Origin of the sequence: Thalassolituus sp. UBA3500, from assembly GCF_002377545.1 — a bacterium.
Taxonomy (GTDB): domain Bacteria; phylum Pseudomonadota; class Gammaproteobacteria; order Pseudomonadales; family Oceanobacteraceae; genus Thalassolituus.
The window spans coordinates 47,791-62,418 of the sequence record NZ_DFQB01000060.1; the positions used below are offsets into that span (position 1 = coordinate 47,791).

General features: G+C 51.2%; 14 protein-coding genes. 6 read left to right on the forward strand and 8 right to left on the reverse strand.

Annotated elements, in window-relative coordinates; all coding sequences use genetic code 11:
• Nucleotides 1-34: 34 nt before the first annotated feature.
• Genes B2R29_RS15740 through ectA form a run of 5 tightly spaced genes read right to left on the reverse strand, consistent with a single transcriptional unit; the run spans nt 35 to nt 4,790 of the window.
• The gene (locus B2R29_RS15740) at nt 35-967 is read right to left on the reverse strand and encodes a tetratricopeptide repeat protein (protein ID WP_301181930.1); all 933 of its coding nucleotides are present in this window, start codon (nt 965-967) and stop codon (nt 35-37) included.
• Complete coding sequence (locus B2R29_RS15745; protein ID WP_301181931.1) at nt 964-2,418, reverse strand: aspartate kinase; 1,455 nt, start codon at nt 2,416-2,418, stop codon at nt 964-966. The genes B2R29_RS15740 and B2R29_RS15745 overlap by 4 nt, the downstream gene beginning before the upstream one ends.
• A 60-nt stretch (nt 2,419-2,478) precedes the next feature.
• Nucleotides 2,479-2,877, reverse strand: coding sequence for an ectoine synthase (locus B2R29_RS15750; protein WP_301181932.1), 399 nt, complete (start codon nt 2,875-2,877; stop codon nt 2,479-2,481).
• 53 nt (nt 2,878-2,930) lie between these two features.
• Nucleotides 2,931-4,202 carry a diaminobutyrate--2-oxoglutarate transaminase gene (ectB, locus tag B2R29_RS15755; protein ID WP_301181933.1) on the reverse strand — a complete coding sequence of 424 codons (1,272 nt, stop codon included), beginning with the start codon at nt 4,200-4,202 and terminating at the stop codon, nt 2,931-2,933.
• Nucleotides 4,203-4,235: 33 nt separating this feature from the next.
• Nucleotides 4,236-4,790, reverse strand: a complete 555-nt coding sequence (gene ectA, locus B2R29_RS15760; protein ID WP_301181934.1) for a diaminobutyrate acetyltransferase — start codon at nt 4,788-4,790, stop codon at nt 4,236-4,238.
• 308 nt (nt 4,791-5,098) lie between these two features.
• Between ectA and B2R29_RS15765 the strand changes: the two genes are divergently transcribed.
• Nucleotides 5,099-5,671, forward strand: a complete 573-nt coding sequence (locus tag B2R29_RS15765) for a MarR family transcriptional regulator (RefSeq protein ID WP_308790002.1) — start codon at nt 5,099-5,101, stop codon at nt 5,669-5,671.
• A gap of 154 nt (nt 5,672-5,825) precedes the next feature.
• Entirely contained in the window at nt 5,826-7,007 is a 1,182-nt protein-coding gene (locus B2R29_RS15770) for an acetyl-CoA C-acetyltransferase (protein WP_301181935.1), read from the forward strand.
• A 53-nt stretch (nt 7,008-7,060) separates the two neighbouring features.
• On the opposite strand, the gene B2R29_RS15775 is transcribed toward B2R29_RS15770, so the two are convergent.
• On the reverse strand, nt 7,061-7,612 hold the full coding sequence (locus tag B2R29_RS15775; protein WP_301181936.1) for a cysteine peptidase family C39 domain-containing protein: 552 nt from the start codon (nt 7,610-7,612) through the stop codon (nt 7,061-7,063).
• Nucleotides 7,613-7,929: 317 nt separating this feature from the next.
• Here B2R29_RS15775 and B2R29_RS15780 point away from each other — a divergent pair, with 317 nt between their 5' ends.
• Entirely contained in the window at nt 7,930-9,588 is a 1,659-nt protein-coding gene (locus B2R29_RS15780; protein WP_301181937.1) for a long-chain-fatty-acid--CoA ligase, read from the forward strand.
• 51 nt (nt 9,589-9,639) lie between these two features.
• On the opposite strand, the gene B2R29_RS15785 is transcribed toward B2R29_RS15780, so the two are convergent.
• The gene (locus B2R29_RS15785) at nt 9,640-10,965 is read right to left on the reverse strand and encodes an MFS transporter (RefSeq protein WP_301181938.1); all 1,326 of its coding nucleotides are present in this window, start codon (nt 10,963-10,965) and stop codon (nt 9,640-9,642) included.
• A gap of 103 nt (nt 10,966-11,068) precedes the next feature.
• Nucleotides 11,069-12,289, reverse strand: a complete 1,221-nt coding sequence (locus B2R29_RS15790) for a polyhydroxyalkanoate depolymerase (RefSeq protein WP_301181939.1) — start codon at nt 12,287-12,289, stop codon at nt 11,069-11,071.
• A gap of 314 nt (nt 12,290-12,603) precedes the next feature.
• On the opposite strand from B2R29_RS15790, the gene B2R29_RS15795 reads away from it, so the two are divergent.
• From B2R29_RS15795 to B2R29_RS15805, 3 genes are all read left to right on the forward strand, one after another.
• Nucleotides 12,604-12,963 carry a DUF962 domain-containing protein gene (locus B2R29_RS15795; RefSeq protein ID WP_301181940.1) on the forward strand — a complete coding sequence of 120 codons (360 nt, stop codon included), beginning with the start codon at nt 12,604-12,606 and terminating at the stop codon, nt 12,961-12,963.
• A 35-nt stretch (nt 12,964-12,998) separates the two neighbouring features.
• Entirely contained in the window at nt 12,999-13,811 is an 813-nt protein-coding gene (locus B2R29_RS15800; protein ID WP_301181941.1) for a substrate-binding periplasmic protein, read from the forward strand.
• 83 nt (nt 13,812-13,894) lie between these two features.
• The gene (locus B2R29_RS15805) at nt 13,895-14,602 is read left to right on the forward strand and encodes a DUF481 domain-containing protein (RefSeq protein WP_301181942.1); all 708 of its coding nucleotides are present in this window, start codon (nt 13,895-13,897) and stop codon (nt 14,600-14,602) included.
• The last annotated feature ends 26 nt before the right edge of the window (nt 14,603-14,628 follow it).

Below are 14,628 nucleotides of genomic sequence, written 5' to 3' on the forward strand. Positions count from 1 at the left end.
CAGAATGCGTCTTAAATGGGTCTTTAAATGCGACTTAAGAAGACACCTGAGTCATGGCAATAAACTCTTCCATATCTCGCAGCTTCTCGAAACTCGGATCGTGGGCGGCCTGCTCACGCAGTGCTTCAGACGTTTCGATGGCTTCAGCGAGATCCCGAAGTGCTTCTTCAATGTAGCCACTCTCGGCGTGCGCACAGGCGCGCTGATATTTAGCATGGCTGTTTTCAGGGTCTATGGTCAGTGCACGATTCGCAAGTGCATTGGCCCACTGGTTCTGGCCAAGCAGTAAGGCGGCATCTGCCTTGTACGTAATGGCCTCAATATCATCAGGACGCAGTCCAAGAATCTGATCATAAATTGCGATCTTATTCTGAGCACTGGATTCCTGTGACGCTTTCAGCCAGAGAGAGTGAACTTCGTTGGTCAGTTCAATCTCTTCCTGAGTCGCAGCAATATGCCGAGACTTACTGTGTAGTTCTCGTTCCAGTTTTTCGAGACGTTCTTCGTAGGAGCTGGTGATCCGGGAGATCTCGTCATTGGCGAGAGCACTTGCCCGGTCTTTGATCTCACGCAGAGAGTTCCACCCCACCAGAACCAGCAATGTAGACGCACCGGCGATCAGGTAAAAGAAGTATGTGACGGTATCGGTCGCGTACATTAACGCCTTGTCAGCGACGCTCAGTTCACGATCTGTGATCTGTTCTGTCACTTCGACGCGGTGGTCTGCCAGCATCTGGCGGAGGGTTTTGACTTCATCAAGCAGGTAACGCTCGGTGAATGCAGAATAAAGAGGCGCCTCAAGCGCCTCTATGGTTTTTTCAGCCTTGGCGTAGTTAGCCTGCACCTCTTCGGCTGATTCTGCTGTGTCTTCAGTTGTTGGGGCGGCATTAACCCGCGCCGGTAGAATCACCAGCGCTGAGGCAAATACCATCAGAGACAAGAATATATGCCAGACGGTTCTTATCATGCGGACTGTACCGCCTCCCAATCACTGTTATTCTCGATCAGACTGGTGTGCAGAGCTTTCACCGCCGCAGCGTAATCCTGATCGGCAACAATGAACATCATATCCACCTGACGCATTGCCTGGTGCACAGACAAAATATTCACACCGGCATCAGACAAGGCCGATGCAGCGGACTTCAGCAAGCCCGGAACCTTCATATCACTACCGATCGCGCTGACCATCGCCATCTTCTCGACTCGAATGTCAGCGTTAGTGTAGTTGGCCTGCAGTCGATCCATCAACCAATTGATGCGACGCTTGTTACCTTTCAGGTAAAACGTGACTGTATTGGCGTTAAAGTCTTTGGTCAGAACCCGCACGCCTGACTCAAAGACCAGGTCGTTCATTTTCTGGCCATAAGAGGGATCACCCACCATATCCTGGTCAAACAGCTCCATTGCCCAGACACTGCGTGTACCGGCAATGATCTCTACTTTCGGCGTTTTGCTGCTGTAGTCACTGCGGATTTCTGTACCACGGTGCTCTGGTTCAAACGTGTTTTTCACGCGAAGCAGGATGTTGCGCTTACGCAGACCCGCCGCCGCACGTGGATGAATGGCTTCCATCCCAAGGTTCGCCAACTGATCAGCAACGTCATAGTTGGTCAGACCAATCGGGTGTACATTTTCCGCGCCGACCATTTCAGGATCCGCGGTACTCAGGTGATATTCTTTGTGAATAATGGCTTCGCCCGCGCCCGTCACAGTGGCTACCTTCGAGAAGGTCATCTCACTGTAACCACGGTCATAAGTTTTCATCAGACCTTCGCGACACTGGGTATAACCCGTAACGATCGGCATCTCCTGCGTGAAATCGACATCCGAGAACGCGTCTTTGATGTGATCTTCGAGAGTCTGCTGACTGTCAGACCTCCAGTTGGTCAGATCGATAAAACGCGCATTAATGTCATGCAGTTTCAGTAGTTGTACCGAATTATATGCGCTGTGCGCTTCACCCAGGGCACTTAACATTTCACGAACACGGTGCAGATGATCATCCAGCTGAAAGTGGCCGAATGTGCAGACGTTCTCAAGGTGCTCAAGGCACTGCTTAACGTCTTCAATGCGACTGCTGATAAACTGGTCAGCACGGCGACGAACAATATCCTGACCATCGAACATCTCTTCGTTCATTGCCAGCATAGCGGCCTGTACTTCATACAGTTTCTGCTGCCATGGACGGTTTTCGTCCATTTCGGAAAAGAGTGCATAGACGCCCGGCTCACCGGTCTTCTTGTGCTCAAGCAGACCGTTGGTCATACCAGCATACGCTGATACTACGAAGGCGCGCTGATACAAAGTCGTTTCGGTACCACCGTGCGGCGCCTGAGGACGCTGCCAGATATTTTTTAATACATCGTCGTAACGGCTCATCGAAGTGCCGCCGATTTTTTCTACACTGTGCTTAATCATGTTATTCCTGCTGATTCTATTTGTTTGATGGATTGGCCCATTTCCAGGCCATCACGCGAATCAGTCTTCGATGGTGTCAGCTTCCAATGCGTAGACGCCGTTTTCATCGTGGACTTCCTTGCCGTTTAACGGCGGATTAAACACACACGCCATGTGCATGTCCTTGGTCGCGCGCAGCAAGTGCTTATCGTGCTTATCCAGAATATAAAGTGTGCCCGGACGAATCTGATAGATCTTGCCGTCTTCAACAGTTTCGATTTCACCCTCGCCCTGCATGCAGTACACAGACTCCAGGTGATTCTGGTAGTGAATAGGCGTTTCTGTACCCGCAAAAATAGTGGTGATGTGGAATGAGAATCCCATGTTGTCGTCTTTCAGCAACATACGGACGCTTTCCCAGTTGCCACCATTGATGGCGCGGCTGCTGTTTTTACATTCTTCGAGTGTTCTTACGATCATTTTCTGCGTTTTCCTGAGTTCGTTGGCGTTGAGAGGCTACAAGAGAAGGCTTCTTAAGAAGCCTTACTCACCTGATCAGACATTACCTGAGTAACACATTTCTCAAGGATATCGAGACCCGCACTCAACTTGCTTTCTTCAATCGTCAGGGGCGTCAGGATCTTAACAACCTGACCATCGGAGCCACTGGTTTCAATAATCAGATTATGCTCAAACGCTAACTCAGTAATTGCACCGGCGATGTCACCGTTAGCAAACTCAAGACCCTGCATAATTCCACGGCCTTTGTGCTTCATCTTAGAGGTACCACCGTTTTCTGCCTGAATCTCTTTCAGACGACGACGGATAACACTTGCCTTGTGCTGAATTTCTTCAGCAAAACGGTAGTCACTCCAGTACTCTTCCAGTGCGCGACGTGCAGTAACGAACGCGTGGTTGTTACCACGGAAGGTACCGTTATGCTCACCTGGACCCCAGATGTCGAGCTCTTCTTTGAGGAGAACAACCGCCATTGGCAGACCGTAGCCACCCAGAGATTTCGACAGAGTAATAACGTCAGGCTCGATACCGAATTCTTCAAAACTGAAGAAGGTGCCTGAACGACCACAACCTGCCTGAATGTCATCAACGATCAGCAGCATGTCATGCTTTTTACAGATCGCCTGCAGACCCTGCATCCATTCTTTAGATGCTACGTTCAGACCACCTTCACCCTGGATACACTCAACAATGACACCGGCTGGATGACCCAGACCTGATGAACCGTCGTCAAGCGCTTTTTCCAGATATTTGAGCGTATTGAAGTCGCCCAGGTAGCCATCGTACGGCATAAACTGAACACCGGTTGTTGGCAATCCGCTGGCCTTCTTGTAGTAACCGTTACCGGTAACCGCAGCAGAACCCTGAGTCACACCATGGAAGCCATTGGTGAACGAGATAATGGTCTGACGGCCGGTATTTTTACGAGCTACTTTCAGAGCCGCTTCAACCGCGTTAGTACCGGTCGGGCCAGTGAACTGTACCTTGTAGTCCATGTTGCGTGGCTCAAGGATCAGGTCACGGAAGGCTTCCAGAAATGCAGCTTTCGCGTCTGTGTGCATATCCAGACCGTGAGTCATACCATCCGCTTCGATGTAATCAATCAGCGCCTGCTTGAAAGCAGGGTTGTTGTGGCCATAGTTCAGCGTGCCAGCACCACCCAGGAAGTCGATGTACTCGTTACCTTCACTGTCAGTCACCGTTGCGTTCTGCGCCTTAACAAAGGTAACAGGAAATGAACGGCAGTAACCACGAACGTTTGATTCAAGATCTTTAAAAATACCCATATCAGATACCCTCTGTATTTGGTTTAAATTCTGTTATTGCGCAGCGCTGACGTCAGCACTACTGAAAGGACCGATGTGAACAAGCATCTCTGTCTCATGCTGTCCTGCAAAATGCTGCTCTTTGTCGAACATAACGCGTTCGTTCAGTGGCGCATCCAGCTTGCGTGCCAGCCTTTTAAACAGGTTCCAGGACGCTTCATTACCCGGTGTGATGCTCGTGTGCAGGTGACGAACTGCGCCCTGTTGGCGAGACAGCAGCTCAAGTAACATCTTACTGGCCAGGCCAAGCCCCCGAGCCTTAGGGCTCACAGCGACCTGCCAGACAAATAAAGTGTCTGGTTGCTCCGGCAGAAGATAACCAGAAATGAAACCAATGGTTTCACCCTGCTCTTCAGCAAGCACCGCGGTATCGCGGAAGTGAGAACACTGCAGGTTGTTGCAGTACATTGAGTTCGTATCCAGAGGCTTGCAGTTTTCCACAAGGTTGTTCACTACAGAGCCGTCTTCCGGATTCGGTTTGCGCATTGTAATAAGGCGCTGAGACTGATCTTTTTCGTTGGGCGCTGCCTGCGCCAGAATCTGATTCATTTCCTCTTCGAGGTCCGCGTACCGGCGTGAGCCATTACGTCCTCGTCAATTGCTTCTGTTTCGTCAATTAGTTTGAACTCTAAACATTATAGTCAATCGCAAAATATATACAACACTAAATATATTTCACCCAGAAGCGGTCTTTTTGATTGAGAAGAACGTAATTTTTTGTACAATAATCAAACAAAACGAGCTTTTTTATTAATATTTCCGCCATTTTGTCGCGAAAAATACATAGAGATCGATATTTTGAGATCTAAATATAGGACGCGATGCGCCACCCGGGAAAGCGGTCAGGAGGCCCCCTTATGAATATTTCGTACTCTATTGATCATCAACAGGGTAAACTACAGGGAAAGAATCATGACCCCCTGTTGGAAGACGAAAAATCTATGAATCGCTATGACGAAGTGCTGGTTGCACTGCGGCGCATCATTCGCGCAACCGATCTCCATTCCAAACAGCTGAGTAAGATATCCGGCCTGACTTCTCCGCAGCTTCTGATCTTGCAGACACTGCGCCACCACGGCGAGCTCACGGTAGGTGATGTGGCCCGTCGAGTCAGCCTTTCTCAAGCGACAGTGACCACCATTATCGACCGCCTCAGTAAGCGTGGTTTTGTAGTGCGCGAGCGTGGTAGCTCTGATAAGCGGAAAGTATTTGTACACCTGACAGAGCAGGCCATTCAGGCACTCGTCGACGCACCGCGCCCGCTGCAGGATAGTTTCGTTCAGCAGTTTCAGGATTTGCGCGATTGGGAACAAAGCATGATTCTGACATCTTTGGAGCGCGTTGCGCACATGATGGATGCACAGCACATCGACGCTTCCCCAGTTCTTGACCTTGGCCAACTTGACCGGACCGACCCGGGCAGCCACTGACAGCCGGCCTGCCCCGCCAGGCGCATTGTCATGAATGTGCCTGTCTCTTATCTGGATTGCCTCCTGATCCTGCTCAACAGTCTATACAGTAGAATTGTTGTAGCGCATCGGCGGGCGCTCATCCCGCTTTTCTACTGTTTTACTGGAGATACACATGACTGACGTTGTCATAGTTGCTGCTACCCGCACTGCGATCGGAAGCTTTGGCGGATCACTCGCTGGATTATCGGCTGTTGACCTCGGGGCTGCCGTAATTTCATCCCTGATCAAAAAAACAAGTGTCGACGGAGAGCTTGTTGATGAAGTACTCATGGGCCAGGTGCTGACGGCCGCTGCTGGCCAGAACCCTGCACGCCAGTCTGCGATCAAGGGTGGTCTACCTGCTACTGTACCCGCCATGACCATCAACAAAGTCTGTGGTTCAGGCCTCAAAGCAGTCCATCTCGCCACGCAGGCGATTGCGTGCGGGGATGCTGACGTAGTGATTGCCGGCGGCCAGGAATCTATGTCTAATGCACCGCATGCGATGCCAAACTCCCGCAATGGCCAGCGCATGGGGCCAATTACCATGGTCGACACCATGGTGGTCGATGGACTCTGGGACGCATTTAACGATTACCATATGGGTACCACCGCAGAGAACATTGCCTGCGATTACAACATTAGCCGGGAAGAGCAGGATGCCTTTGCAGCAGCCTCTCAGAACAAAGCACTCGCCGCAATTGAAGCGGGTACCTTCGCAGATGAAATTACCCCGATCGAAATTCCCCAGCGCAAAGGCGACCCAATTGTGTTTAAGGTGGATGAAAATCCACGCCCCGGTACGACCGCAGAAAAGCTTGCAGGTATGCGCCCGGCCTTTAGTAAGGACGGCTCAGTGACCGCCGGTAATGCCTCATCGCTCAATGATGGCGCCGCCGCTGTTATGCTGATGAGCGCAGCCAAAGCCGCAGAGCTTGGCCTTCCTGTGCTCGCGACAATTAAGGGCTACGCCAATGCCGGTGTTGAACCGCGCATCATGGGCACAGGGCCGATTCCTGCAACGAAAAAATGCCTGAGCAAAGCGGGCTGGAATGTAGACGATCTCGACCTGATTGAAGCCAACGAAGCCTTCGCTGTACAGGCTCTGTCGGTTAATAAAGGTCTGGAGTGGGATGCCGATAAAATCAATGTGAACGGCGGTGCCATCGCCCTTGGCCACCCTATTGGCGCCTCAGGCTGCCGTATTCTGGTGACACTGCTGCATGAGATGGCTCGCCGTGATGCAAAGAAAGGTCTCGCGACCTTATGTATTGGCGGAGGAATGGGCGTTTCTCTAGCAGTAGAACGGGACTGAACAGCTGTCATCCAAACTTATGGGGATCTGGGCAGATCCCCATATTCTGAAGTCTAAACCTCAGTGAACTCCGTCACCTTGCCTTCGATAATCAGCACATAAGGGACGAAAGTCCGATTAAACTCACTTCGCTCAATGGTAATCATGCCAGCGAAGGGGTCTCTCAGGTAAACATATTCTTCGTCTTCGAAGTAGTAGAGGTAAAAGCGGTCAACACCTTCCGGGTTGTCCTTTAAGAGGAGGTACGGCCCGTCCTGTTGCTGCAGTTTACGCTGCGCCAGATCCAGCAGCAGATCATCAGAGCGATACGCACTGGCCCGCAGGCCTAGAGCGGCGGCAGCCTGTTTTATGTCATAGAAATTGAAGCCACGTTGCTCGCGGATTCTGACCGGGTCACCGTGCACAAACAGCAGTGCAAATATATCAACTTCGCTAGTTTTCACGCCCATGCTCTCTTCAAGCATGACCGACACCATATAAGCGCAACCTGACGACTCAAGTGCAGCGTGGGTCTGCTTCTCATCCAGTGCCGGCGTGTCTTCCAGCGCCCAGGCACTTACAGTGGCGAGGAGCCATACAAGCAATGTCAGTACTGCGAATTTCATCTGAGAGTATGCTCATGTTGCAAAACGGGCCAAGAATGACGGGGCACACACCAACTGAACAGGTGATATCAGATCAACTTCATGTCCTGATATGTCCTATTTAAAATTAGTCCAAACGAGCCAGATCGTGAAACAGACCTATGTGACTTTCCTACGTTGGCTGCAGAAGCTCCGTACACAGCAGCAGAGTTAACAATCTGCACGTTTGCACTGGCTGAGTCCGCCTGCTCGGCATAAGCTGATCTCTCTGAATAGTGAGCCCACTGCTTCTGTTACTTTCGCGTGCACACCGCCGCGACACTGCAAAGGAACGCCATATGACAAACGCGCGAACTGTCACCGGGCAAATGATGACGCAACCCATGCTGATCAGTGATTTGTTGGAGTATGCAGCCGCTCATCACGGAACTCGTGAGATCATCAGCCGCAGGCTTGAAGGGGATATTCACAGATACACTTACAAAGACGCACTACAGCGGAGTAAGCAGCTGGCACATGCGCTGATTTCACTCGGCGTACAACCCGGTGACCGTGTCGCGACCCTGGCCTGGAACGGCTACCGACACTTCGAATGTTACTACGGCATATCCGGCATCGGGGCTATCTGTCACACGGTCAATCCGCGGCTCTACTCTGAACAGGTCGAGTACATTATCCAACACGCTGAGGACTGCTACGTTTTCCTGGATGCCTGTTTCGCCCCCCTGCTGGAGCCCATCGCCGACAAACTATCCAGCGTCAAAGGGTTTATTCTGATGATCGACGAAGATCAGATGCCCGACACGTCGCTACCGAATGTGCATAACTACGAGCACTTGCTGGCTCAGCAACCCGACATCTACGAATGGCCGCGCTTCGACGCGGATACCGCAGCCTGTCTTTGTTATACGTCTGGCACCACGGGGAACCCAAAAGGTGTTCTGTACTCCCACGCCTCCACCGTTCTGCACGCCTACGCCAGCCGTAATCCGGATGCGCTGAACGTGTCTTCCGACAGCGTCGTTATGCCGGTCGTCCCCATGTATCACGTTTGTGCCTGGGGCATGCCATATATTGCCCCTATGTCGGGCGCTTCTCTCGTACTTCCCGGCGAAGGCATGGATGGTCCGGACCTGTATGAGCTGATCGATGTTGCACAGGTCGATATGATGCTTGGGGTGCCTACGGTCTGGCTGCGCCTCATCGACTATCTGAAAGCCAATGACCTGACCATTCCGTCAGTAAAAACCGTTGGTGTCGGCGGCTCAGCCTCCCCCCGTTCACTGGTCGAAACACTCGACAAAGAGTTCGGTATTTATCTTCTTCCCATCTGGGGGATGACCGAAACCTCGCCTCTGGCAACGTTGGGAGCACCGACCAAAGCCATGGCCAATATGTCTGATGATGAGCGTTATCGGATACAAACAACCGCCGGTAAGCCTATGTTTGGCATCGACCTTGAGATTTTTGACGATGACGGAGAGCCCCTGCCCCACGATGGCACCAGTCGGGGGTTCCTCAGAGTCAGAGGTCCATGGGTATTGAACAGTTACTACAAAACAGAAAAACCCGATGCCTTTTTTACGGACAAAGATGGTGGAGTCTGGTTCGACACGGGTGATATTGCAGTGATCGATGAGCAAAGCTATCTGCAAATCGTCGACCGCGCGAAAGACGTTGTGAAGTCAGGCGGTGAATGGATCTCATCCATCGACCTTGAAAATGCCGCAGTTGGCCACCCAGATGTGGCGGAAGCGTGCGTTATCGGTGTAAAGCATCCTAAGTGGGATGAGCGCCCGCTGTTATTTATCGTTGCTCTGGAAGGAAAAACCGTGACGAAAGAAGACGTCTACGCCTACCTGGGTGGAAAAATCGCTAAATGGTGGATGCCCGACGATATTCTCGTGGTGGATGAACTCCCTCATACCGCCACAGGGAAACTGCAGAAACGTAGCCTGCGGGATGAGTACATCAACTACCTGGTTGATAAAAGTTGAATCGGCCCTGAGACAAAGTCCGGCAGAAAAACCTGAAGTTGAGAGCCAGGTTCAGCGTTCAACTTCAGGCAATTTTATGGCCATCCAGCTACCTGCCATCCCCATGAATGACAAAATCAGGATAACGCCGCTGACGCCAATCAGAGGCTCCAGCAGACTGATAAACCCTGTCATCAGCAACATGACGCCAATCAGTGTATTGCCCACCGAAACATAGTCCGTGCGCTTATTTCCTTCGCCGAGGTTGACCACATAGGTCTTTCTTCCCAAACGCACGCCCTGATGGGCGATACTCAATACAAAGTACAACAGTGGCAAAACCCAGATTTCTGACAGCCACTCTGACCTGAACACTCCAAGAAGAAATATCACTCCGCCAACCGCCGCCGACATCATCCCGGCACGCACCATCACCAGGCGACTGGAAACATCGGCAAAGCGCCCCCAAAAGCGTCCTGAAACCAAACTACCCGCACCACTCGCAGCCATAAACAAGGCCAACATACTGATCGCTGCATCCAGCTCCTGATGAGCGAGCACGACGATAAAAGGCGCCGTTAACGCCGAACACAGAAGTAATGAACGGGAGAGAAGAAAACGTCGGAAAGGGGCGTCGGTTTTAAGTAACGATAATCTGGCAAAGGCTTCCTTTAATCCGTTATTTCCGCCGTCTGTCTCTCCCGGGAATTCGTTGATTCCGGCATAGATACCACCAGCAATGATCCACATCAAAGCGGCCAGCGCAAAGCCAGAGGCATAAAGGGTGGTAGACCCTTCCCCCAACACACCACTGATCAGCAAGAGGGCGACTGTCAGAGTAATCAGGCCCGCTGCCGTTTCAGCCCAGCCGTTCAGAGTGCCTCGCCGGGGTTTCGGGATGGTCTTACCCAGCACATCTTTCGAAGCAACAGAACTCAAACCTCGTGACAGACTGAATATGACCACCAATGCCAGCATCGACCAGCCAGCGATACTTCCCTCCAGAAAGAAGGCAACCGCAGCGATACCGGATACCGCCATTGCCTGCAGAGCGCTGCCAAGCACCCACATCCACTTACGGACAGCCATGGTGCGGACAACACTGGCGATAGCAAGTTGAGGAAGCATTGAGCCGGACTCACGGATTGGCACCAGCCAGCCCAGCATCCACGCCGGTGCACCAACAGACTGCATCAGCCACGGCAAGGTGATTTTAGGATTGACCAGAGCATCTCCCAGCTTAGAGAAAAACATGCTTAGTAGGGTTTTCAGAAAATTGCCGGAGACTTCCTGACAAGCACTCTCAGGAATCGATTTACAGGCACGAGCATCTTCGTCGTTAACCAGTTTTTCGTAGATATCATCGGTCAGACCGGACCGGTGAGAAGTGTCTGTCATGAGCAACTAGTCCTGTTAACCCATCAAATAAGGAGTGGATCATGATAGCAGGGGCGATTAAGGCGGGCTAATAAACCGGACCCGAGCGGGTCCGGTTGGCGTTTTAACTATGTTTCACCATAAAGGTCTTCACTGCCGGGGCAATGCTTTCCCGGAATTTACGGCCATTGAAAATACCGTAATGACCAACGCCCGGCTCTTCCCTGTGAACCTTCATCTTGTCAGGAATGCCAGCACAAAGATCCAGAGCGCAAGCCGTCTGCCCTTTGCCGGTAATGTCGTCAAGTTCTCCCTCAATGGTCATCAGAGCCATCTCTTTAATGGCTTTCAGGTCAACCACCTTGCCCCGATATTCCATCGTGCCTTCTGGCAACTGATACTCAAGAAACACCTTACGAATGGTATCGAGATAATAGCGGGCAGGCATATCCATCACCGCAAGGTATTCGTTATAGAATTCCCGGTGCGCCTCTGCACTATCACCATCCCCCTTCACCAGGTCAGTAAAGAACTTGAAGTGCTTGCTGACATGGTTATCCATATTCATCGACATAAAGCCCGACAGCTGGATGAATCCCGGGTACACCGACTGACCACGTCCGGCAAAGCCATCTGGCACGTGACAGATGACGTTGTCTTCGAACCACTCAAGATCTTTACCCGACGCGTAATCGTTTACTTCCGTTGGGCTGATACGTACATCAATCGGCCCACCCATTAAGGTCATGGACTTGGGTACTGCTTTGCTGCCCTGCTCAGACATGACACTCGCTGCCACAAGCGCAGGAACACAAGGTTGACAGACGGCCAGCACATGCGTGTCCGGGCCCAGAAATTCCAGAAACTCAATCAGGTAATCGACATAATCATCAAAACTGAACTCACCCTTGGAGCGGGGTACATCCCGCGCATTCAGCCAGTCTGTGATGTATACCTCATGATCGGGCAGAAATTCCGCAACCGTCCCGCGCAGAAGAGTAGAAAAGTGACCGGATAGTGGCGCGACGATCAGCAGTTTGGGTTGCTCAAGGCCACGCTTGCGACGGCGGAAATGAACCAGGTCACAATAAGGCTTCTCAACCACACTGCAATATTCAATGCCGACTTCGCGGCCATCAATGCGTGTGGTGTCCAACCGCCATTCCGGCTTTTCATAAAAATCGGTCAAGCGTTCAACCAGTTCCAGCGAGGCACGAACAGTGCGCAGGTACCAACCGTAATTCATCGGGTTCCAGGGTTGATAACACATCTGCCGGGACAGGCGTGCTGCCACATGCATTGGGCGTAGCGCATTCATTACGTGGGCATTGATTGTGTAGAGCATTCCATTCCACCTCGTCATCGCACCAGAATTCATCCGGGAGAAGCCCCGAATCAGGGAAGACTTCCAGCATAGCTGAAGGTTCACAGGTATCTGTCCATTCATTAAAAATTAATCCGAACCAACCGGACGTTCAGGACGTTTATTTTCCTCAGGGGTCAAATTGTCTATACTGTGAGTTAAGTTTGCCTCTTTATTGCCCGATATATTCGGGACTTGGCGCACTGCGCCCTGTGGGGAACACTGATAATGACGTTATTTTGCAATGAGCGGATACATCCGCCCGCCAATAATAATAACGAGGAGAGGTGGCCATCGTGAGTACAGAAACGGAAAACAGTGAAAACGCTGTAAACAGAGATCTAAGATTCACCAATTTCAGTGAGTTTTACCCTTATTATCTTTCTGAACACAGAAACTCTACCTGCCGCAGCCTGCACTACATAGGTAGCTCAATTGGCCTTGGGGTTCTGTTGTTTTCGATCACCAGTGGAAAATTTCAGTATATCCCTCTGGCCCTGGTCGCGGGTTATGCCTTTGCCTGGATCGGACACTTCTTCTTTGAGCACAATAAACCTGCCACTTTCCGCTATCCGTTATGGAGCTTTATCGGTGACTGGGTCATGTTGAAAGATTTTTTGCTGGGACGCATCGACAAAAAACTACCTCGTTCCTGATAAAAAATGATCAATTGCAGCCCAATGTGGAGGCGATGATGAAACATGTGTTGAGTGTCGCGGCAACCGTGTTTGCCAGTGCCTTTGCCGTTTACCCCGCATGCGCAGATACTATCAGCCTGAGAGCAGATATATGGCCTCCTTACAATGCAACGCCCAGCAGCGACAAACCAGGTTACATCGTCGAAATTGCGACAGAGATCTGGAACGCTGAAGGTCATCAGGTCGACTACTCTACCATTCCGTGGGAGCGCGCGATCAGCGAAGCACGTACAGGCAACGTTGACTGCATACTTGGCGCTCTGCCAGACGAAGTTCCCGACTTCGTGTTCCACTCCTTGCCCTTAGGTTATGATCAAAGTACGTTTTATACCCGCGCCGTCAACCACTGGACGTATCACTCTCCCACTCAGCTCAATGATATCCGCCTCGGAGTCATTGGCGGATATTCCTATGATCAGGGCGCTGTCGACGAGCATATAGCAACGGCGATCCGCGAGGGCACTCCCGGTAGTCAGGTGCAACTGATGAAAGGCGACAATGCTTTGGAAAAAAACCTGCAGAAACTTCTGTCGGGGCGTATTGATGTCATTGTTGGGTCAGCCACCGTGGTCGACTACACTATAGCAACCCTTGGAATGGACGGGACGGTACGGCCCGCGGGCAATATTGGGGTTGCCGACAAACTCTACATCGCTTGCTCGCCCGCTACACCTACGCAGTCAAAGACCTACACCCGCCAGCTGGACGAAGGCATTCAGCGTTTACGGAAATCTGGTCGACTGACAGAAATACTTCAACGCTACGGACTACAGGACTGGAGTACTGAAACAAGCCTGAAACCTTGATATATGAACTATGAAGTATTGAACCTGTCATAGTCACTCGCTATTCTGCAACCGAATACTGTCGTCTTAAGGAATATCCAAATATGCTTCGCAAGCACGCACTGGTAGCGGCCATCGTTATCGCTCCAACCGCAGCAATGGCTGCTGAACCGTCATGGGATGGCGCCGCAGAACTCGGCACTATCTTCACTTCAGGTAATACAGATACTCAGAGCATTAATGCTAACTTCATGGCAAAACGTACCGGTGAAGTTTGGGATACAACTCTGAAACTGGAAGCCCTGACCAGTGAAGAAGACGGCGTAAAATCAAAAGAGAAGTACAGCGCCCTGACTCAGTTTGACCGCAACTTCACTGAGCACTCCTACATGGCCATCGTCGCCCAACAGGAGCGTGCACGCTTCAGTGGTTATACTTACCAAAGCACGGTATCGATTAACTACGGTTACCGTGTTCTCAAAAACGACACCATGGAACTGAATATTGAGGCTGGTCCGGGTTATCGCCGCGACAAACTGAAAGAGACAGACGAAATTCAGGAAGAAGCGATTGGTCGTCTGGCTCTGGGCTACCAATGGCAGATTCGTGAAGGTGTCTCCTTCATTGAGAACTTCACTGCCGAAGTTGGTAGCGACAACTCTATTTACAAATCAGAGACAGGACTGCAAAGCCAGCTGAGCGGCAGCCTTGCATCTAAGCTCACCTACAAAGTGAAGCATGTGGAAGAAGTGCCAGAAGGCACTGAAAATACTGACACTGAATTTGGCGTTACTTTGGTTTATAGCTTCTGAGGTTTATAGCTTCTGAGGTTTATAGC